Raw genomic sequence first — 19,818 nt, forward strand, 5'->3', positions numbered from 1 at the left:
AACAGCCTCATTGATGTTGAGCAAACGGAGTTTCTTCTAGTTCAGTACCACCGTACAAGAGTGATTTGAGAGCATGGATGACGCGTGACTGATACGCTAGTTAAGTTAGTTTTAATCTGTAGACTTTAAACACTCAGTTCTAAGCATTTAAATTCACGCATTTAACTTACACCAGGGTTAAGCAGTTTTTCTTTCAGAAAGTCCACCAGAACCCTTAACCGCTGTGGCAGATGACGGGTCGGGGGATACAGAACCCAGACACCGCCCTGATAGTTGGTGATAAACTCCCAGTCAGGAAATAGCTGAATAATATTTCCTGCCTCGAGATCGGGTCGGGCGGTAAAATCGGGTAATGTGCCGATACCGATCCCTCGTTTGACCGCATCAAGACGTACCTGGGTGTGATTGGCTGCATACCGGCCTCTGACATCAATATCGATGATCTGCCCATCTTTCTTCAATCGCCAGCGGCTGTCAGCCGGGTTATTACCCAGATAGATACAACTGTGGTCTTTCAGCTCTTTTGGGTGCTCCGGGAGCCCATGCTGTTGCAGATACTCCATAGAGGCGCATATCACGTGGTCCAGCCGGAAAAGCTCCCGGCCCATCAACCCCGGTGGTGGCTGATCGGTGATCCTTAATGCCAGGTCGATACCATTGTCGATCAGATCCAGAGCACGGTCATCGAGATTCATTTGCACATTCACTTTCGGATAACGCTGAAGAAACTCCGGCAGCAGGGGGTGAATCACTGTGCTGCCAACGGCCTTGGGGACGCAGATACTGATGTCGCCTTCAATCTCCTGTTTCAGGCTATCGCAGATGTCCAACACCAGCTCCGCCCCTTCTATCATCTGTTTACAGCGGGTGTATACCTGCTCGCCACTACTGGTCAGTCGTAACTTGCGGGTTGTACGCTGTAACAGGTTTGTGGAAAGCTGATTTTCCAGCTTCGTAACACTTCGGCTAACAGATGAGGTCGAACTGCCAAGAGCCCCGGCCGCAGCGGTGAAACTCCCCCTGTTTACCACCTCAACGAAAACAGCCATCTCGTACATCAGTGAATACTGTTCATTCTTGCGCATACAACAAAAATCCATTCCAGATAAGGGGAATAATCAACTGATTGTTAATCATATATCGTTAATCAGTCGATTAATTACTTTTTTGGGGTGTGTTATGGATCTTTTGCAAGGTTTAGCATTGATCAGTGCAGTGCACTTTCTGGCCGCGGCGTCTCCGGGGCCTGATTTTGTACTGGTTTCGCAGCAGACATTAACAAACGGCAGAAAAGCAGGGTTTATGTGCAGTATCGGCATCGCTTTAGGATTGTCAGTGCATATATTTTACTCCAGCCTGGGGTTAGCCGCAGTGCTGGCAAACTCAGAGACAGCACTCTGGGTGATTAAAATCCTCGGCGGAAGCTATCTGATTTATCTGGGAATAGTGGGCGTGCGGAGCTCGTCTGGAATAGTTCAGCCGCCGAAAGCCGTTGCAGTCGATATTCCAGCAAGTCGTCATATCATAACCGGTTTTGTCTGTAATGTTCTTAATCCGAAAGCGCCGGTGTATTTCATATCCCTGTTCACGGTTGTTTTGTCACCAGAGATGCCGTTAGTTCAGATAGCAGTGTACGGTGCCTGGATGATGCTGATTCAGCTGATGTGGTTTTCAGCTGTTGTCACTCTGCTGTCAAATCCGGGTATCAACCGCCGGTTTAAGAGATTTGGATATCACATCGATCGGTTGCTCGGCGCAACGATGATTGTACTGGGGCTGAAGGTCATCTTCACCCGAGTCTAGCTGTGTCATTATTGATAGGGTGAAGATGCAGCCGTCGGAATCGCTATAAAGAGGAGGAGAAATTAATTGAATTATCAATATTTGCATTTGATAATTGTAATTTTAACTTTTGATTAGATAAGATCAAATACGATTAATTTCTCACCCTGTTTTGACGCTTCAAGATACCAGCCAGACTTATCCCAGTCTCCAAGGACGATACGCCGCTTACCCCCTTCAAGCGAGTGTACTGCCGGGCGATGGGTGTGGCCGTGGATCAGCAGGTCACAGTTCGATTCGGCCATCGCGGCCAGTACTGCCTGCTGGTTAACATCCATGATCTCGGTGCTTTTGTCTGCGGTCTGAGTCTCGCTGGCCATGCGGAGCTGTTTCGCCATCTCCAGTCGCTCTTCGACAGACTTGGTCAGCACCGCCTGTTGCCATTGCGGGTTTCGCAGCTGCTGACGCAGCGCCTGATAGGCATGGTCATCAGTGCATAACTGATCGCCATGCATAAGCAGGGCAGGACCCGATGCCAGTTGAATGACTTCGCTATCGTCCAGAATCTGAACACCGGTCAGTTCTTCAAATCGACTGCCAATCAGAAAGTCCCGGTTGCCATGCTGAAAAAATATCTCACAGCCTGACCGGGAGAGAGTGTTCAGTGCATCGACAACCGGTTGCAGATCATCCGGGATAAAATCATCGCCTATCCAGGCCTCAAACAGATCACCAAGAATGTAGAGTTGGTCGCACTCTTTTGCTGTGGTAGCCAGGAAATGCAGTAACGCCCGGGTAAGATCCGGGCGTCCGCTGTGAAGATGAAGATCGGATATAAACAGTGTTCGCATTATTCAGCGCTATCAGCAGCCACAACTTCAGCAGAGTTGATGATCACATCTTCGGCAGGAACATCCTGATGTCCGCCACGGAAGGTGGTAGAAACCCCTTTTATCTTATCAACCACATCCATACCTTCAGTCACTTTACCGAATACGGCATAGCCCCAGCCTTCTGTGGTTTTAGCCGTATGGTCGAGGAAGGTGTTATCGCTGACGTTAATAAAGAATTGAGCCGATGCGCTGTGAGGATCCATAGTGCGGGCCATCGCCAGAGTACCGCGTTTGTTCTGCAGGCCGTTATCCGCTTCGTTCTCGATGCTCCCAGCTGTTTGCTTGCTGACCATACCGGGTTCAAAACCACCACCCTGAATCATAAAGCCATCAATAACCCGGTGAAAAATAACACCATCGTAAAAGCCATCTTTAACATAGTTTTCGAAGTTTTCTGCTGACTTAGGCGCTTTTTCATAATCCAGTTCTATAGTGATATCGCCGAAGTTAGTGTGCAGTACGATCATGCTTACGATCCCTTTGTTTTAACTAGTTATTTTCATCTAGTTGGTTTGACTGAGAGTTTTTTGTGTCGATTCAATGGGGCTTATTATACTAAAGAATTAATCTGATAACTAACTGATTAATTTCGGCTTACTTATGGTTGTATGCAGGCCATCTGTCTATAATATCGGCCTACTTGATATCAGACGGAAGTTTAAGAAGCCTCTATGAGCAATAACGACGCCAGCAATACTGTGAAACAACCTACCAACTTTATTCATCAGGTTATCGAACAGGACCAGCAGCAGGGACTGGAAAAAGTGGTTACACGTTTTCCGCCTGAGCCAAATGGCTATCTGCACATCGGTCATGCTAAGTCGATCTGCCTGAACTTTGGTACTGCAGAAAAGTACAACGGCGAATGCAACCTGCGTTTTGACGACACCAATCCGGGCAAAGAGGAACAGGAATACGTCGACGCGATAATGGATGATGTGCGCTGGCTTGGTTTCAGCTGGGCGGGTGAAGTACGTTACGCCTCTGATTATTTTGATACTTTTTACGCCTGGGCACAGCATCTGATTAAGGCTGGCAAAGCCTATGTATGTGATCTCAGCCCTGAGCAGGCCAGTGAGTACCGGGGCTGGGCGACTGAGCCGGGTAAGAACAGCCCGTTCCGTGAGCGGTCAGCCGAGGAAAATCTCGATCTGCTGGAGCGGATGAAAAATGGTGAGTTTGACGAAGGCAGCCGGGTGTTACGTGCCAAGATCGATATGGCCTCGCCGAACATGAACCTGCGGGACCCGATTCTTTATCGTATTCGTAAGCAAAACCATCATCAGACGGGAGACAAGTGGTGTATCTACCCCAGCTACGATTTCGCCCATGGCCAGGAAGATGCTATTGAGGGGGTCACTCACTCCATCTGTACTCTGGAGTTTGCCGATCATCGCCCGCTGTATGAGTGGTTTATTGAAAATCTGCCGGTGCCGAGTACCCCGCGCCAATATGAGTTTGGCCGCCTGAACATCAACTACACCGTGACCAGTAAGCGTAAGCTGAAGCAACTGGTGGATGAAGGCCATGTGAGTGGCTGGGATGATCCCCGGATGCCAACCATTCAGGGGATGCGTCGACGGGGTTACAGCCCGCAGGCAGTGCGCAATTTCTGTGACAGTCTGGCGGTCGCTAAAACCGATGGTACCGTGGATATGGCCCAGTTTGAGTTCTTTATCCGTGAAGACCTGAACGACAATGCCGCGCGGGCAATGTGTGTGATGAATCCGCTTAAACTGATCATTACCAACTTTCCGGAAGGCGAAGTGGAGATGCTCAGCGCTCCGGTGCATCCGCAAAAAGAGATGGGTAGTCGTGAACTGCCGTTTACCCGGGAACTTTATATCGATAGGGCTGACTTCAGCGAAGACTCAACGCTGTCACGGAAGAAGTTCCGTTTGCTGGTGCCAGGTGACTATATGCGTTTGCGCAGTGCTTATGTGATCAAAGCCGATGAGGTGGTTAAAGATGCCGCTGGTGAGATCATTGAAGTTCATGCTTCACTGCTTCCGGGTACCGTAGGGGAAAATCCTGAAGGGGGGATCAAACCACGGGGGGTGATGCACTGGGTGTCAGCAACTGAGGGTAAGCAGGCGAAAGTGCGTATCTATGATCGTCTCTTCAATGTTGAATCTCCTGATAAGGGAGAGGGGGACTTCCTGAACAATATTAACCCGGACTCTTTCCGGGAGATTGATAATTGCTGGGTTGAACCCGGACTGATCAATGCCGCTCCTGAAACCGCGTTCCAGTTTGAGCGTGAGGGGTATTTCGTTGCGGATCGTTACCAGCACACACCGGAGACCCCGGTATTTAACAAGACGATCGGACTGCGCGATACCTGGAAAAAATAATTCAGCGTCAGACAGTCTGAAACAAAAAACGGCTACCCATAGGTAGCCGTTGTTGTATCTGTCAGATATAGCCGGGGGTCTTGTGCAGGTTATGACGGGTGTGCAGACTGAGTCCCAGGGACTCAAGATCGGTATTTTTGAGAATTTCTGCTGACAGGGGCAGAAAGAATGATTCCTCATATTTCGCATGCAGCAGGTAATGCTCAGACATCCCTGTCGCGGCTTGCCTGTCCAGTTCGACAAACCTGCCTTTCGCCAGTTTTTTAAGATCCGGCTCGATTTTTTTCCACTCTTTTTCCAGATTGCGGTGCTCTTCGGTCAGCCGCTTCACCATCATCGATGTTTGTTGCAACTCTTCACCCGGGCTGGCGCAGTCCATCACGATATTAAATAGTTCCTGCTCCTCTTCCTGATGATGATTGAGCACTACTTCGTGGAAAAAGGTAATCAGTTTTTGCGCAACTTGGCTGGTCTCTGGCTGGACCGGATCGGTGATCTCTGAATTGCCCAGTTTTCCAAGCTGTTCAAAGTTCTTAATGATAGAGATATGACATTGGGAAAAGTCATCGGTAGGGCTGGATGGTTTAGTGTTCATTGATTCACCTTCTCTTTAAGGCAGGGGTTTACCCTGTGTCACACGGATATCGCCCTTTTGCGTTAAGGGGGTCCGGTGTTTGGATAGTTCAATATTATACTTTATGTTACTAATATTTCATGATCATGATCAATTTTGTATCATATTAAGGGCCGGGCTCAAACTGCAGATTGAGCCCGGTGAACCAGCCCTGTTTATCCGGTTACTCCGGTGATGGCGCTTCCTCCCAGTCCATCTCTGCCATCTGCTGATAACGCTTGTAACGTTCGCTGACATCGTGTTGTGCCTTATCGAGAAAGGCCGCGGCCTCAACGGGATGCGCTTTTAACAGCGAGTTGAAGCGGGTCTCCCGGCGGGCAAACTCAGAATAGGGAATGGATGGCGGTTTGGAGTCCATTTTCAGTGGATTTTTATGCTGATCTGCCAGACGAGGGTCGTAGCGGAACAGCGGCCAGTGACCGCTATCGACGGCTAACTGCTGATGCAGATGGTTATCTTTCATCTCGAAGCCGTGAGCGATACAGGGGGAGTAGGCGATAATCAGGGACGGACCATCATAGGATTCCGCTTCGAGAAATGCCCGCAGGGTCTGAACGTCTTTGGCAGCATAAGCCACATGGGCCACATAGACATGCTCGTAGTCCATGGCGATGCGGGCCAGATCTTTTTTCGCGACCGATTTGCCGGACGCAGAAAATTTAGCGACTGCGCCAATCGGTGTTGCCTTGGATGTCTGACCGCCGGTATTGGAATACACCTCAGTATCCAATACCAGGATATTGACGTTGCGTCCTGAAGCCAGTACATGGTCAAGTCCGCCAAAGCCGATATCATATGCCCAGCCATCTCCGCCGATAATCCAGACGCTTTTACGGCTGAGCTGATCAGCAAGATGGCGCAGTTCAACCGCTTTGTCACCGATCTCCGAATGATCGCTGAGACTATCCAACGCGAGTTTAAGCTTTTCGACTGACTGGCGCTGGTGCTCAATGCCGGCTTCATCTGCTTCTGTTTCCGTCAGCAGCGACTCAACCAGTTCAGGATCAAGTTTATCCTTTAATTCCTGCAGCAGGCTGATGGCATAAGCTTTCTGTTTATCCAGCGCGACCCGCATACCCAGCCCAAATTCGGCATTATCTTCAAACAGAGAGTTGTTCCAGGCAGGCCCGCGGCCATCGGGGTTTTTGGTCCAGGGAGTGGTGGGCAGGTTGCCGCCATAGATAGATGAGCAACCGGTAGCGTTGGCGACCAGCATCCGGTCGCCAAATAGCTGACTGGCGAGGCGAATATAGGAGGTTTCACCACAGCCGGAACAGGCTCCGCTGAACTCGAACAGAGGCTGAAATACCATCGAGCCCTTGAGGGTCGTGTTTTTGAGTGTGGTGCGGTCAAACTCTGGCAGTGACAGGAAAAACTCCCAGTTGTCTTTTTCCACCTCGTAAGTTTGCTCCTTTGGTACCATGTTGATTGCTTTGTGCTCCGGATGTTGCTTATCAACAATCGGGCAGATATCAACGCAAAGGGTACAGCCGGTACAGTCAGAAGGGGAGACCTGATAGCTGATAAAGCTGTTTTCCGGGAAATCTTTGGCGCCTTTCACCGGCACCGCGCGGAAACCATCGGGTGCTTCCTGCAACAATGACTTATCAAAAATCTTGCTGCGGATAACGCTGTGAGGGCAGACCAGTACACATTTACCGCAATGGGTGCACAGATCCTCATCCCACAGCGGCAGCTCAGTCGCCAGATCGCGTTTTTCGAATGCGGTGGTGCCGGTGGGCCAGGTGCCATCAGCAGAGAGGGCGCTGACCGGTATCCGGTCACCGTGACCGGCAATCAGTTCTGCGGTCAGTTGGCGAACAAAGTCATTGGCGCGATTGGCACTCAGTTCATGCATCGGAATGCGGCTGGTGGCCCGCTCGTGAACCTTAATTTCATGCAGCTGGCTGAGACTGGCATCAATTGCATTGAGGTTCAACTCAACCACTTTCGGATTGCTGCTATAGGATTTCCTGACAGCGTCTTTGATCAGCGAGATTGCCCGATCAATTGGCAGAATACCGGAAATTTTAAAGAAGCAGCTCTGCATAATGGTATTGATTCGTTTACCCATACCGCATTCGGTTGCGACCCGGTAGGCATCGATAGCATACAGGCGGATCTGCTTTTCGATCAGCTGTTGCTGGACGGTTTCGGGCAGGGTGTCCCAGAGTTCATCCGGTGCAGCGCTGCTGTTCAAGAGAAATACCGCGCCATGACGGGCTTTTTCCAGCATCGGATAAAGGCTCAGGAAGCGAGGCTGGTGACAGGCGACAAAATCTGCCTGTCCCTCCTGTATCTCATAGGCCGAATGAATCTTGTGTGGTCCAAAACGCAGATGGGAAACGGTTACTGCGCCGGATTTCTTCGAATCATAAACAAAGTGCCCCTGCGCATAATAGCCCTCCTGATCGCCGATGATTTTAATACTGTTCTTATTGGCGCTGACTGTCCCGTCAGCGCCCAGACCATAAAATACCGCCTGATAGGCATCTTTATGAGCATCGGTAATAAAGTGGGGGTCATAACTGATGCTGGTGTGGGTCAGGTCGTCATCGATGCCGACGGTAAACAGGTTTTTACTCTGCGGCCTGGCCAGCTCATCAAATACGCCGCGAATCATTGCCGGGGTAAACTCTTTTGAGGAGAGACCGAAACGTCCACCCAGGAGTTTCGGAAGCTTATCTGCGGTTAGTTTTCCGGACAGGATTGATTGCATAAATGCCGTGGCGATATCTTTGTACAGCGGCTCACCGTCGGCACCGGGCTCTTTGGTGCGATCCAGTACTGCGATCTGTTTTACACTGTCAGGCAGGGCATTGAGCAGACGGGCTGCATCGAAGGGGCGGAACAGGCGGACTTTCAGTACCCCGGTCTTGCCGCCGTTGCGATTGATAAAGTCGACAGTTTCGCTGGCGGTTTCCGCACCAGACCCCATCAGAACAATCACCGACTCGGCATCCCTGGCCCCTTCATATTCATAAAGCTGGTACTGACGACCCGTCACTTCGGCAAAGCGGTTCATCGCCTGTTGGACGATCTCAGGGAAGGCATCGTAATAGGGGTTGCAGGCTTCCCGGGCCTGGAAAAAGATATCCGGGTTCTGTGAGGTACCCCGTACTACAGGATGGTCGGGGGACAGTGCCCGGTTGCGGCAATCCCGTACCCGCTCCATATTGATCAGCTGTCGCAGCATCGCTTCGGTGACCACTTCGACTTTGCTGACTTCATGGCTGGTACGAAAGCCATCAAAAAAATGTAGCAGTGGTACCCGCCCCTCCAGAGTAGACATCTCGGCGATGGTGGCCATATCCATCACCTCCTGTACCGAGTTGGAAGCAAGCATCGCGAAACCGGTTGACCGGGTAGCCATCACATCACTATGGTCACAGAAGATAGACAGGGCGTGGGTCGCCAGCGAGCGGGCAGCAATATGAAAAACAGTCGGCGTCAGCTCTCCGGCAATCTTATACATATTCGGGATTTTAAGCAGTAACCCCTGAGAGGCCGTAAAAGTAGTGGTTTTTGCCCCGGCCTGCAAAGCTCCGTGAACCGCACCGGCGGCCCCACCTTCACTTTGTAACTCAATCACATCGGGTACTACGCCCCAGAGGTTCCTGACTCCGTCGGCACTCCAGCTATCGCTCATCTCCCCCATGGGTGAAGCCGGTGTGATCGGGTAGATCGCGATAACATCATTGAGGTGATGGGCAATATAGGCGGCGGCTTCGTTGCCATCCATCATTCGGGTTTGCCTGGTATCTTTAACTGGGCTGTTCATTGTGGTACTCCCGGGCATGCTAAAACGTCAACTTACTATATTAGTTTATTCTTATAAGTCTGTGTTGTTTTAACTAATATTGCAGCAATTGTGGCAGGAACTGTTCTGGATCAACGACCAGATCCCTCATTTTGAGACAAATAGTCAACTCTCTGCTGCGCGATAAAAGTAATTTTAATCAGGTTGTTAAATCCCCGCCGGTTTCCTCTATAATGGTCAGCCTGTTTTTCACTGAACTTCATCCTGACCTGACTCATAAGCGAATTCCGATGTTGCAGATCTATAACACCCTGACCAAAGAAAAAGCCCCGTTCCAGCCACTGGAAGAGGGCAAGATCAATATGTATGTATGCGGTATCACCGTATACGACTTCTGTCATATCGGACATGCACGGGTGATGGTGGCGTTTGACGTGATTACCCGATATCTGCGGGCCCGAGGCTGGGATGTTAACTATATTCGCAACATCACCGATGTTGATGACAAGATCATTAAGCGGGCTCAGGAGAATGGCGAACGTCCTGATCAGTTGACAGATCGTATGATCGAGGCGATGCACGACGATGAAGATAAACTCAGTGTTCTGCGCCCGGACCGTGAGCCCCGTGCGACTGCTCATATGCAGGATATTATCGATATGGTGCAGGTACTGATTGAAAAGGGATATGCTTACGCCGCCGCTAATGGAGATGTCTATTATCGGGTTGAGAAGTTTGCCGACTATGGCAAGCTGACCAACAAAAATGTCGATGAGCTTCGCTCCGGTGCCCGGGTTGAGGTTCAGGATGCCAAAGAGAGTCCGCTGGATTTTGTGCTTTGGAAAGCCGCTAAGCCGGGTGAGGTGAGCTGGGAATCCCCCTGGGGTGCAGGCCGTCCTGGCTGGCATATTGAGTGTTCAGCGATGTCTAAATGCTGCCTGGGTGATACCTTTGATATCCATGGTGGGGGCCCAGACCTGCCGTTCCCGCACCATGAAAATGAGATCGCCCAGTCCGAAGCAGCGAACGGGGTTAAATTTGTCAATACCTGGATGCACGCCGGGGCTGTACGGGTAAACGCCGAGAAGATGTCCAAGTCACTGGGCAACTTCTTTACCATTCGTGACGTGCTGGAAAAATACGATGCTGAAGTGGTCCGTTACTTCCTGTCCTCCGTACATTATCGCAGTTATATCGATTACTCGGAAAGCAGTCTGAAAGAGGCACGTAGTGCACTGGAACGGTTTTATCAGGCGCTGAATGGGGTTGAAGCGAAACCTGCTGAGTTGGATAACGACTACGACGCTCGTTTTTATGCGGCGATGGATGATGATTTCAACACCCCTAAAGCCCTGGCGGTTATGTTTGAGTTGGTTAACGAACTTAACACCGCCTCACGTTCTGGCGATGCGAAAGCGCCGGCACTGGCCGCCCAGTTAAAGCAACTGGGTGGTATTCTTGGTCTTTTACAGCAGTCCCCCGACGCGTTTTTACAGGGTGAAAGTAAAGCCGGTGAGATTACCCCGGAACAGATCGAAGCGTTGATTCAGCAGCGCGCTGATGCGAAGAAAGCGAAGGATTTCGCCGCTGCTGATCAGATTCGGGAAGATCTGGTCGCCCAGGGGATTATTCTTAAAGATAGTCGCGAAGGAACCACCTGGTTTCGTGAAGGCTAACTAAACCCGAATATTAAGTAGTTTTTAAAGGCAGCAAGTGGCTGCCTTTTTTCTGTTTAAAGGATGGATAGATGAGTCAGCAGCCAACACTGGTTATCTTTTGTAAACGGCCATTGCATGGTCAGGGTAAGCAGCGCATCGCCGCGACACTGGGTAAAGATGCCGCCTATCAGGTTGCCTGTGCGTTGCTCAATTGCGCCCTTGAGGATGCCAGAAGCTGGCCGGGACCGGTCGTTCTTTCACCCGGCAGTGAAGCTGATCGCCAGTGGGCAGAAGATCTGCTGTTGCGGGAATGTCAGGTGGTGCCTCAGTGCGAAGGCAATCTGGGGGCAAAACTGAACTATGTGGATCGGATTGTGCGACAGCAGGGGATTGAACAGTTGCTGTTTATCGGTACCGATGCGCCGGAACACAACGCTCAGCATTATGCTGAGCTTTGCCAGTTACAGCAGCAGAGTGATATTGTGCTTTCACCTGCCGAAGATGGCGGTGTCACCGCGATGGGCGGGCGAACCCCCTGGCCAGTGTTGGAAAACCTGCCCTGGAGTACCCCACAGCTGGGGGCGCAACTGGCCTGTGTATGTGAAGCGGCCGATTTTCAGGTTGCTTTCAGCTCCACGGGCTACGATGTGGATACTGAAGCTGATTTGCGCCGGCTGCTGGGAACACTTGCATATGACTCCCGTCCTGCCCGGCAACAGCTGTTACAACTGTTACAGGTTTTACTCAAAGAGAGGTAAGGGGTTTATATGGAACGGATACGGAGTCGTGACTGGTATACAACAGCTGATGGTTCTGATCGGGGTTATATTCGCCCTCATCTGTTGAAAGAGTTGTGGTTTCATACCGGAACGGCCTGCAATCTCAGCTGCGACTTCTGTCTTGAGGGTTCGGGACCCGGCGATCATCGGCTGCAACTGCTGAAGCTTGAGGACGTGACGCCCTATATCGATCAGGCCCTTGAACTGGGCGTTGAACAGTTCTCCTTTACCGGTGGCGAGCCTTTTCTGGCCAAAGACCTCATCAGGATTCTCCAGCGTGCTTCTGAGCACGCTCCCTGTCTGGTACTGACCAATGGCACCGATGCACTGCAAAAACGTCTGCATCAACTGGTGCCTTTGTTACAGAGCCGTTACCCGGTGAGTTTTCGTGTCAGTATCGATTCACACATCGAGGCTGAACATGATGCCGGCCGGGGTGAGGGGATGTTTGACCTTGCGCTGAAGGGGATGAAAGCGCTTCACGATATGGGCTTTCATGTATCGGTGGCGCGTCATATGGCAGAAACAGAGAACTCTGTGGAGGTAGAGCAGTCCTATCGGGACATATTAGTCTCTCGCGGACTACCGGCTGAGACTAAGTTTGTCGCCTTCCCGGACTTTCTTCCCCCAGGCAGTCATGGTCATGGACCGGATATCACCACTCACTGCATGACCCACTATCACACCGAAGAGACCCGTAACAGCTTTATGTGCGCGTTCAGTAAGATGGTGGTGAAGCAAAATGGCCGGATGCGGGTCTATGCCTGTACGCTGGTAGATGACGATCCTGAGTATGATATGGGTGATAATCTGCGTCAGGCACTGGAGCAGCAGATCAGCATGAAACACCACCGCTGCTTTAGTTGTTTCCGGTATGGTGCTTCATGTAGTGAAACTTAGTTATGTAATGAAGCATAGTCAGGCAGTGATGCTTAGCCTGGTTTCTCCGGATATTTCAGTCAGCGATATTTTAGTAAATGATATAGTTTAATGAGCGATCAGGTGTGTCAGCATAGTATCTCTGTCGTGATTCCGGTCGGTCCGGCCGAAACCAGTCTGCAGCCGATGCTCGGCCAGCTTGCCTGTCTGCAGCAGGCACAAAAAATCATTTTTGTTTTTTGCCCGGCCTCTGAACATCTTATTTCGCGCTTACCCACCAGTGATCAGATTGATGCTTTAACCGTTGAAGCGGGGCGTGCCAAGCAGTTGAATGCGGGGGCGCGACAGGTTGAGTCCGGGTATATCTGGTTTCTTCATCTGGATAGTCAACTCTCCCATCGTCAGTGGCAGATGCTTAATCAGAGCCTGACACGCCGGCCTGATGCGCTGCACTATTTTAATCTGCGCTTCCTGAGCGACGGCGCAGGACCGGTGTGCCTCAATAGTCTGGGGGCCAATCTGCGGTCACGCTATTTGGGCTTACCCTTTGGTGACCAGGGGTTCTGCCTTTCGGCCAGGCAATTTGAACGCTTGGGTGGTTATCCGGTCGAAGCAGTGTATGGTGAAGATCATCTGTTTGTCTGGCGAGCCCATCAACAGGGCGTACAATTAGCCAATACCGGTGTGGAACTGATCACCAGTGCGCGTAAATACGCCAGCACGGGTTGGGGGCAACTGACGCTGAAGTATCAGTTCTACTGGATCAGGCAGGCTCTGCCACAACTCTGGCGGCTGTTGAAAAGCAAGTGGTTAACAGATTAACCGCTGTCTTCTGCACAGCTCTCATTGCAATCGTTTTTCTATTCGGGTTTCGCACGAATGAATAAATTATCGACGCTGACGCAGTTATTGCGCTTTATGCTGCCATACCGCCGCTACTGGATCGGCGCGATGATCGCGCTGTTATTCACCGCAGGTATAACTCTGGCTATCGGCCAGGGTGTGCGACTGGTGATCGATAAGGGCTTTGTCGCGGGCTCTGTCACGCAGCTGAATCAGGCGATTCTGGTGCTGATTGTGATGGCGGTGCTAATGGCCATTGGTACCTTTGTCCGTTTCTATCTGGTCTCCTGGCTTGGCGAGCGTGTGACCGCCGATATTCGTCAGGCGGTCTTCGATAATGTCATTGGTCTGCACCCCAGTTTCTTTGAAACTAACCGAAGTGGCGAGATTATGTCCCGTCTAACCACCGATACCACACTGTTACAATCGATCATTGGTAGCTCTTTCTCGATGGCCCTGCGGAGTCTGGTAACGACGTCCGGTGCGCTGATCATGTTGTTTGTTACCAATATCAAGTTGTCTTTGATTATCGTTGCCGGTGTGCCGCTGATCCTGTTGCCGATTCTGATCTTCGGTCGCAGGGTGCGGGCACTGGCGCGTAAAAGCCAGGATAGTATTGCCGATGTTGGCAGTTATGCCGGTGAGGCGATTCAGCAGATTAAGACGGTGCAGAGTTATACGCAGGAGCTGCATGAGAGTCGCGCATTTGGCCTTGAGGTAGACAGTGCTTTCAGCATCGCACAGAAACGTATTCGTCAACGGGCGTCATTGATGGCGATGGTTATCCTGCTGGTCTTCGGGGCGCTCTCCGGGATGCTCTGGGTGGGCGGTTATGATGTGATCACCGGTGCCATGACAGCCGGTGAGCTGGGCGCTTTTGTGTTTTATGCGCTGATCGTTGCCATGGGGGTTGGCACCATGTCGGAGGTTTATGGTGAGCTTCAACGGGCCGTCGGCGCCACTGAACGGTTGATGGAGCTGCTTGATGCCCAGAGCGAGATACAGGCTCCTGATAAGGAGGCTGCCACAGATACCACTAATCTGCGGGCTGAGTTGCGGCTTAACGATGTAAGTTTTAATTACCCATCCCGTCCGGATCAGGCCGCTTTGGCAGACTTTTCGCTAACCTTCTCCGAAGGCACTATCACTGCTCTGGTGGGGCCATCCGGAGCTGGTAAGTCCACTGTATTTGAGCTCTTGTTACGCTTCTATGACCCTCAGCGTGGTCAGATCTTTTTTGATACAGCCGATCTGCGGGATCTTGACCCCCGGGAGCTCAGACAACAGATTGCGCTGGTTTCGCAGCAACCGGCACTGTTCACCGCCAATGTGATTGAAAATATCCGCTATGGGCGTAATGATGCCAGTACCGAAGAGGTGATTGCGGCAGCGAAAGCCGCCTATGCCCATGAGTTTATTGAACGACTTCCGCAAGGGTATTACAGCGATCTGGGAGAGCAGGGGGTACGTCTCTCGGGTGGCCAGAAACAGCGGATCGCTATTGCCCGGGCGATCCTCAATGATCGAAGGATACTGCTGCTGGATGAAGCGACCAGCGCGCTGGATACCGAGAGTGAACATAAAGTTCAACTGGCACTGGATACTCTGATGCAGGGCAGAACAACGATTATTATTGCTCACCGGTTGTCGACGATTCTGCATGCAGATCAGATTGTGGTGATGGACCAGGGGAGTGTTGTTGCTATGGGACGCCATGAGGAGCTGTTGCAAAGCTCAGAGCTGTATTCACGTCTGGCAGAATTGCAGTTTAAAGCTGACGCCAGAGAGCGGGCGTCAGTAGAGTAGACATTTTGCTATAACAGCGTTTGCTTATCTGCCGTGATAATGTGGCGGTCGTTTTTCAACAAAGGCGTTGACCGCTTCCAGGTGGTCTTCGGTGTTGTGGCAGATCCCCTGCATCAGAGCGCAATGTTCCAGAAACTCGGGCAGTTCCATTTTCTGGGCGGTTTTCAGCAACCGTTTTGTCATTCTGAGAGCCTGTGGTGGTTTGTCCGCTATTCTGGTTGCCAGTTCCATCGCCTTATCCATCAGCTGTTCTGGCTCTACTACCTCTAACAGGATGCCTAGCTGTTTCGCCTCGTCAGCGCCGATCATTCTACCCGTCAGTGTCAGTTCTGCCGCTTTTTGATAGCCGATGAGTCGTTGTAGAAACCAGGCACCACCATCACCGGGGATGATGCCGAGGTTGACGAAGGTTTCACCCAGCAATACCTGAGTTGATGCAATGCGCAGATCGCACATACAGGTCAGGTCAAAGCCAGCCCCAATGGCCGGCCCATTAATTGCTGCGATCACCGGGATATCGATATGGCTCATGGCCAGAGGAATGCGCTGAATACCCTGGCGGTATTTTTCCTGAACCGTATAGACATCGCCACCAAAAGCTCCGTGTTTATGGATGCCATCCCGCTCACTCATCTCTTTGATATTGCCGCCGGCTGAGAACGCGCTGCCGTCGCCGGTCAGTATCAGCACTGACACTTCAGGGGTGCGGTTAACCCATTCTGCCACCTGGATAATGTCGCCAATCAGTCCTGTGCCGGTGAGGGCGTTACGGACATCGTGGCGCATGAATGTTAGCGTTGCAATACGGTTAGACAGTACTAATTTACTATCGATCAGAGATGGAAGTTTTACATTGCCTGTCATGGGCATTCCTTTGTATTTGTTAGTTTTTTAGGATGTTTTTAGCGTGTCATAGGAAGTCGTAACGGGCTATTTTCCAGAATCACCCGTAATGGATCGCCAGCCATATGGTGTCTTCATCGGGTGATGTCCATTCAACACGATGCCGTCTGTGCGCGGGGATATGGAGGTAATCACCGCAATGGAGCGTCCTTGACTGACTATCGGGATAACCGATCTGGGCGGTGCCCTGAATCAGCAGAATCCACTCATGCTGATCCTGATCATACCAATAGTTTTCGGGGGAGTGGTGCCCCCGGGACACGATACGCTCAATCTTCAGATGGTTATTTTCTAACAGCGTTGTAAATAACTCACCGGGAAGCTGTGCCCGTATATTAGTAAGCAGGTTCTGCATTGGACTGTCTCAGCTATACGTTAGCTGAAGATTAGTTTAGTTTGGCCGATTATCCATTGTAAGAGACATGACCCGCTTTGGGTGGCTATTTTTTGCCGGGGAGGGAGATAATGTCAGTACGAGGACGCAGGTGATCGGCCTGTTGAACAAAAGGGTGAATATCTTCACCCTTTTTTATACCTACCAGTTTTATACCTACCAGTTTTATACCTACCAGTTTTATACCTATCAGTTTTATACCTATCAGGGCTTGGGCTATCGGTTACTTACCGATTTCAGCGCCCAGCCTATCCAGTATTGTGAATGTTTCATCGCTGGCACGTTCCATCAACCGGATGCCTTCCAGTGATCCTTTCAGATCATTCTCTGCGATACGTTCAAGTGCTAACAATCCACCTTTATGTACATCTGCATGAGGGGTTTCCAGTGAGGCAAAGCTTGGCATTGTTTTGTATGTCTGAGCACCGTCACCTTCATAATACCATCTGCCCAAACGGCACTGATTGTGGTCTGCGACCTGGCCATCTCCGGATTCTTTGTTAAGCCAGTGGTTGTATATGTCTTGTTTCCAGACCATATGATCCATTTTTACCGTCTCAAGGAAGCTGGCCATCGCTTCATCGGTAATGGTTTCATGCATTGAAACAGAGTGATTGATGAGCCGTTCCAGGGATGCATTGGTTTCAGTTGCATTGCCCAGCATTGAGCCGCAGTTATTGAGCGTCTCAGAGATACTGCTGCCTGTTTCCTGTGTGCTATGATCTATCTGTGCAACCAGCTTTTCAATCTCTCCACTGGCTTCGCTGGCTCGTTTTGCCAGATTACGGACTTCATCGGCGACGACCGCAAAACCGCGACCCTGTTCGCCCGCTCTGGCTGCCTCAATGGCTGCATTCAGCGCCAGAAGGTTTGTTTGTTCAGAAATATTCTTGATACTGCCGACAAACTGGGTGATCTCTTCAGCAACATTACGAAGTGTCGAGACTTGCTCATGTATGGTACTGACTTCACCATTAACATCACTGAGACCCGCCACCAGTTTTTTCATATTGGAAGAGGATTGATCATAGATCGTTGCAGAGTCCAGTATCTTATTCCGTTCAGAAAGCAGGTGAGTCGCCATTGATGCGATTCGTTCGCGAATATTGTTGAGTTTTGAAAAGCCCTGAATCGCGCCCCTCATTACCCCGATATCGTTATCTTTTTCGCCTGTGGCTTCTCTTAATTGTGATTCCAGTAGAGCGATGCGTTCCTGTGCTGTATTCAGTTCCTGCTCAAGCTTCTTGTTTTTCTGCTCACACCTGATAACTTCCTGACGTGTTTCAGTCAGTATCCGAGCTCTAACAAACATAGGGATTAATGCTCCTGGAAAAGATAAATGAGTAAAACACCACCCAAGCCGCCAGACCCGTTACATCCAGGCTATTGCTTATCTGGTATAAACAGTAGGGGATTTTTACATTTTATTAAAACCGGGTCAAAGTAAATCTCCCTTATATAACTAATTGATAAGTCAGTGGATAACGCTCTTTATAATTACTTATAACCAGTATTCATTATCTGGAGTTGAGCGTTTTTAATGATATCAATCGGGGGAAATATATAGAGGGATAATATTGAGGTGCTGTTATTCAGCGTATCTGGATGATGCTGGGAGGCGGGGGCCGTCCCAGCATTCGATCTGATCAGCTTTAATCAGAACTTGTAGCCGACAGAAACCATATACACCATTGGGTCGATTTCAAGTTCGCCCAGATTGGTGCCATCGACTTTTACATCGGTATTGATATCCATCTTCCAGACTGCGGCATTCAGAAGCCACTGATCATTAAGTGAATAATCGACACCTATCTGACCCGCCAGTCCCCATGAACTATCCAGCTGCAGTTTAGTCCCGGCGAGGGCACCTGTTGTGCTTTCTGAGAAGAATGCGGTGTAGTTAATGCCCAGACCTACATAGGGCTGAAACGCAGAGCTGCTATCCATCGGATAGTATTGCAGGGACAGGGTCGGTGGCAGATGTTCAGTATCACCGACCTTAGCTCCATTAAGGGTAATGTCGTGTTTGAAAGGGGTCGCCGCCAGCAGTTCCAGACCAAGGTTATCGGTCAGCATATAGGTGCCGGTAATACCAAGCTGGGTATTGGCGTCGACATCTAAACCTGGGACGAGGGTGTTATTCGATGTCTGTGGGTCAACGTTCGCCGCACCTACCCGTAAGATCATATCGCCTGCTTCGTGTGCCATACAGTTAGCTGTGGCAGCCAGTGATACACCCAATACTAATGCGGAAAGAGCTTTTCTGTTCATTAAGACCATCCTTTTGTTAAACGTCTTTCAAAAAGTGAACCCATTTAACGCTTATTAGATTGGGGAAGTATTGATTTAAGACAGTTTTATTCGTCTGAGAGAGTTATTAAATAAGACTGTTGCGCCAGATCAATTAACCATAGTATGTGAGTGGGTATTGGGTAGCAAAACAGGCAGGTGTGGGTATGTAAGATGAACTAAAAAAGGACGCCGAAGCGTCCCTTTTTTTATCACCTTGTCAGGTCAGATATTAACCGAACTGGTTCATGGTGTTGTCTTCACCCGCGGCTTTCAGTGCGGCTTCACCGGCGAAGTATTCTTTGTGATCATCGCCCATATCGGAACCGGCCATGTTCTGGTGCTTAACGCAGGCGATACCCTGACGGATCTCTTTGCGCTGTACGCCAGCGACGTAGCCCAGCATGCCCTGCTCACCGAAGTACTCTTTCGCCAGGTTGTCGGTAGACAGCGCAGCGGTGTGGTAAGTCGGCAGGGTGATCAGGTGGTGGAAGATACCCGCTTCGCGAGCCGCATCCGCCTGGAAGCTCTGGATACGACGATCGGCTTCTGCAGACAGTTCAGATTCATCGTACTCAACCGACATCAGGTTATCACGGTTGTAAGCAGACAGATCCTTACCCTCTTCAGCCCAGGCATCAAATACCTGCTGACGGAAGTTCAGGGTCCAGTTGAACGATGGGCTGTTGTTGTATACCAGCTTGGCATTCGGGATCACTTCACGGATGCGGTTAACCATGCCACCGATCTGACCGACGTGAGGTTTCTCAGTCTCGATCCACAGCAGGTCAGCACCGTTCTGCAGTGATGTGATGCAGTCCAGTACGCAACGGTCTTCACCGGT

Annotated in this window: 17 protein-coding genes and 1 pseudogene; 7 read left to right on the plus strand and 11 right to left on the minus strand. The window is 50.5% G+C overall.

Features of this window, described 5'->3' with window-relative positions; all coding sequences use genetic code 11:
- Positions 1–161: 161 nt before the first annotated feature.
- On the minus strand, positions 162–1,085 hold the full coding sequence (locus tag BMY09_RS12275; protein ID WP_217647431.1) for a LysR family transcriptional regulator: 924 nt from the start codon (positions 1,083–1,085) through the stop codon (positions 162–164).
- Positions 1,086–1,179: 94 nt separating this feature from the next.
- Between BMY09_RS12275 and BMY09_RS12280 the strand changes: the two genes are divergently transcribed.
- On the plus strand, positions 1,180–1,803 hold the full coding sequence (locus BMY09_RS12280) for a LysE family translocator (protein WP_091358548.1): 624 nt from the start codon (positions 1,180–1,182) through the stop codon (positions 1,801–1,803).
- A gap of 113 nt (positions 1,804–1,916) precedes the next feature.
- On the opposite strand, the gene BMY09_RS12285 is transcribed toward BMY09_RS12280, so the two are convergent.
- Together BMY09_RS12285 and BMY09_RS12290 are read right to left on the minus strand one after the other, a co-directional pair.
- A complete protein-coding gene (locus BMY09_RS12285) occupies positions 1,917–2,633 on the minus strand; it encodes a UDP-2,3-diacylglucosamine diphosphatase (RefSeq protein ID WP_091358551.1) in 717 nt (238 codons plus the stop codon).
- Positions 2,633–3,142, minus strand: coding sequence for a peptidylprolyl isomerase (locus BMY09_RS12290; protein ID WP_091358554.1), 510 nt, complete (start codon positions 3,140–3,142; stop codon positions 2,633–2,635). The genes BMY09_RS12285 and BMY09_RS12290 overlap by 1 nt, the downstream gene beginning before the upstream one ends.
- A 204-nt stretch (positions 3,143–3,346) precedes the next feature.
- On the opposite strand from BMY09_RS12290, the gene BMY09_RS12295 reads away from it, so the two are divergent.
- Entirely contained in the window at positions 3,347–5,029 is a 1,683-nt protein-coding gene (locus BMY09_RS12295; RefSeq protein ID WP_091358556.1) for a glutamine--tRNA ligase/YqeY domain fusion protein, read from the plus strand.
- Between the two features lie 61 nt (positions 5,030–5,090).
- On the opposite strand, the gene BMY09_RS12300 is transcribed toward BMY09_RS12295, so the two are convergent.
- Both BMY09_RS12300 and nifJ read right to left on the minus strand, forming a co-directional pair.
- A complete protein-coding gene (locus BMY09_RS12300; RefSeq protein WP_091358558.1) occupies positions 5,091–5,624 on the minus strand; it encodes a hemerythrin domain-containing protein in 534 nt (177 codons plus the stop codon).
- A 202-nt stretch (positions 5,625–5,826) separates the two neighbouring features.
- A complete protein-coding gene (gene nifJ / locus BMY09_RS12305) occupies positions 5,827–9,444 on the minus strand; it encodes a pyruvate:ferredoxin (flavodoxin) oxidoreductase (protein WP_245756572.1) in 3,618 nt (1,205 codons plus the stop codon).
- 269 nt (positions 9,445–9,713) lie between these two features.
- Here nifJ and cysS point away from each other — a divergent pair, with 269 nt between their 5' ends.
- From cysS to BMY09_RS12330, 5 genes are all read left to right on the plus strand, one after another.
- On the plus strand, positions 9,714–11,099 hold the full coding sequence (gene cysS, locus BMY09_RS12310) for a cysteine--tRNA ligase (protein WP_091358625.1): 1,386 nt from the start codon (positions 9,714–9,716) through the stop codon (positions 11,097–11,099).
- A gap of 71 nt (positions 11,100–11,170) precedes the next feature.
- Positions 11,171–11,839, plus strand: coding sequence for a TIGR04282 family arsenosugar biosynthesis glycosyltransferase (locus BMY09_RS12315; protein WP_091358563.1), 669 nt, complete (start codon positions 11,171–11,173; stop codon positions 11,837–11,839).
- 9 nt (positions 11,840–11,848) lie between these two features.
- Complete coding sequence (locus tag BMY09_RS12320) at positions 11,849–12,760, plus strand: radical SAM protein (protein ID WP_091358564.1); 912 nt, start codon at positions 11,849–11,851, stop codon at positions 12,758–12,760.
- A 90-nt stretch (positions 12,761–12,850) separates the two neighbouring features.
- Positions 12,851–13,561: a glycosyltransferase family protein gene (locus tag BMY09_RS12325; RefSeq protein WP_091358566.1), complete on the plus strand. Its 711-nt coding sequence runs from the start codon at positions 12,851–12,853 to the stop codon at positions 13,559–13,561.
- Between the two features lie 57 nt (positions 13,562–13,618).
- On the plus strand, positions 13,619–15,388 hold the full coding sequence (locus tag BMY09_RS12330) for an ABC transporter transmembrane domain-containing protein (protein WP_091358568.1): 1,770 nt from the start codon (positions 13,619–13,621) through the stop codon (positions 15,386–15,388).
- A 24-nt stretch (positions 15,389–15,412) separates the two neighbouring features.
- Here the strand turns inward: BMY09_RS12330 and BMY09_RS12335 are convergent, their stop codons facing one another.
- The 6 genes and pseudogenes from BMY09_RS12335 to BMY09_RS12355 form a co-directional block, all read right to left on the minus strand.
- On the minus strand, positions 15,413–16,252 hold the full coding sequence (locus BMY09_RS12335; RefSeq protein WP_091358570.1) for an enoyl-CoA hydratase-related protein: 840 nt from the start codon (positions 16,250–16,252) through the stop codon (positions 15,413–15,415).
- A gap of 79 nt (positions 16,253–16,331) precedes the next feature.
- Complete coding sequence (locus tag BMY09_RS12340) at positions 16,332–16,646, minus strand: cupin domain-containing protein (RefSeq protein WP_091358573.1); 315 nt, start codon at positions 16,644–16,646, stop codon at positions 16,332–16,334.
- Positions 16,647–16,908: 262 nt separating this feature from the next.
- The gene (locus BMY09_RS22520; protein WP_376787867.1) at positions 16,909–17,286 is read right to left on the minus strand and encodes a CZB domain-containing protein; all 378 of its coding nucleotides are present in this window, start codon (positions 17,284–17,286) and stop codon (positions 16,909–16,911) included.
- A 24-nt stretch (positions 17,287–17,310) separates the two neighbouring features.
- Positions 17,311–17,997: pseudogene (locus BMY09_RS22525) on the minus strand (methyl-accepting chemotaxis protein); the annotation flags it as partial.
- A 344-nt stretch (positions 17,998–18,341) separates the two neighbouring features.
- Positions 18,342–18,956 carry an OmpW/AlkL family protein gene (locus tag BMY09_RS12350; RefSeq protein WP_091358577.1) on the minus strand — a complete coding sequence of 205 codons (615 nt, stop codon included), beginning with the start codon at positions 18,954–18,956 and terminating at the stop codon, positions 18,342–18,344.
- A gap of 250 nt (positions 18,957–19,206) precedes the next feature.
- The coding region (locus BMY09_RS12355) for a beta/alpha barrel domain-containing protein (protein ID WP_483860436.1) at positions 19,207–19,818 on the minus strand (612 nt) is incomplete at its 5' end.

The organism is Amphritea atlantica, from assembly GCF_900111095.1.
Lineage (GTDB): Bacteria > Pseudomonadota > Gammaproteobacteria > Pseudomonadales > Balneatricaceae > Amphritea > Amphritea atlantica.

Coding starts and splice junctions, on each gene's coding strand:
- BMY09_RS12275 (WP_217647431.1), bottom strand. CDS start 1,085: ATGCGCAAGAATGAACAGTATTCACTGATGTACGAGATGGCTGTTTTC.
- BMY09_RS12280 (WP_091358548.1), top strand. CDS start 1,180: ATGGATCTTTTGCAAGGTTTAGCATTGATCAGTGCAGTGCACTTTCTG.
- BMY09_RS12285 (WP_091358551.1), bottom strand. CDS start 2,633: ATGCGAACACTGTTTATATCCGATCTTCATCTTCACAGCGGACGCCCG.
- BMY09_RS12290 (WP_091358554.1), bottom strand. CDS start 3,142: ATGATCGTACTGCACACTAACTTCGGCGATATCACTATAGAACTGGAT.
- BMY09_RS12295 (WP_091358556.1), top strand. CDS start 3,347: ATGAGCAATAACGACGCCAGCAATACTGTGAAACAACCTACCAACTTT.
- BMY09_RS12300 (WP_091358558.1), bottom strand. CDS start 5,624: ATGAACACTAAACCATCCAGCCCTACCGATGACTTTTCCCAATGTCAT.
- nifJ (WP_245756572.1), bottom strand. CDS start 9,444: ATGAACAGCCCAGTTAAAGATACCAGGCAAACCCGAATGATGGATGGC.
- cysS (WP_091358625.1), top strand. CDS start 9,714: ATGTTGCAGATCTATAACACCCTGACCAAAGAAAAAGCCCCGTTCCAG.
- BMY09_RS12315 (WP_091358563.1), top strand. CDS start 11,171: ATGAGTCAGCAGCCAACACTGGTTATCTTTTGTAAACGGCCATTGCAT.
- BMY09_RS12320 (WP_091358564.1), top strand. CDS start 11,849: ATGGAACGGATACGGAGTCGTGACTGGTATACAACAGCTGATGGTTCT.
- BMY09_RS12325 (WP_091358566.1), top strand. CDS start 12,851: ATGAGCGATCAGGTGTGTCAGCATAGTATCTCTGTCGTGATTCCGGTC.
- BMY09_RS12330 (WP_091358568.1), top strand. CDS start 13,619: ATGAATAAATTATCGACGCTGACGCAGTTATTGCGCTTTATGCTGCCA.
- BMY09_RS12335 (WP_091358570.1), bottom strand. CDS start 16,252: ATGACAGGCAATGTAAAACTTCCATCTCTGATCGATAGTAAATTAGTA.
- BMY09_RS12340 (WP_091358573.1), bottom strand. CDS start 16,646: ATGCAGAACCTGCTTACTAATATACGGGCACAGCTTCCCGGTGAGTTA.
- BMY09_RS22520 (WP_376787867.1), bottom strand. CDS start 17,286: ATGCATGAAACCATTACCGATGAAGCGATGGCCAGCTTCCTTGAGACG.
- BMY09_RS12350 (WP_091358577.1), bottom strand. CDS start 18,956: ATGAACAGAAAAGCTCTTTCCGCATTAGTATTGGGTGTATCACTGGCT.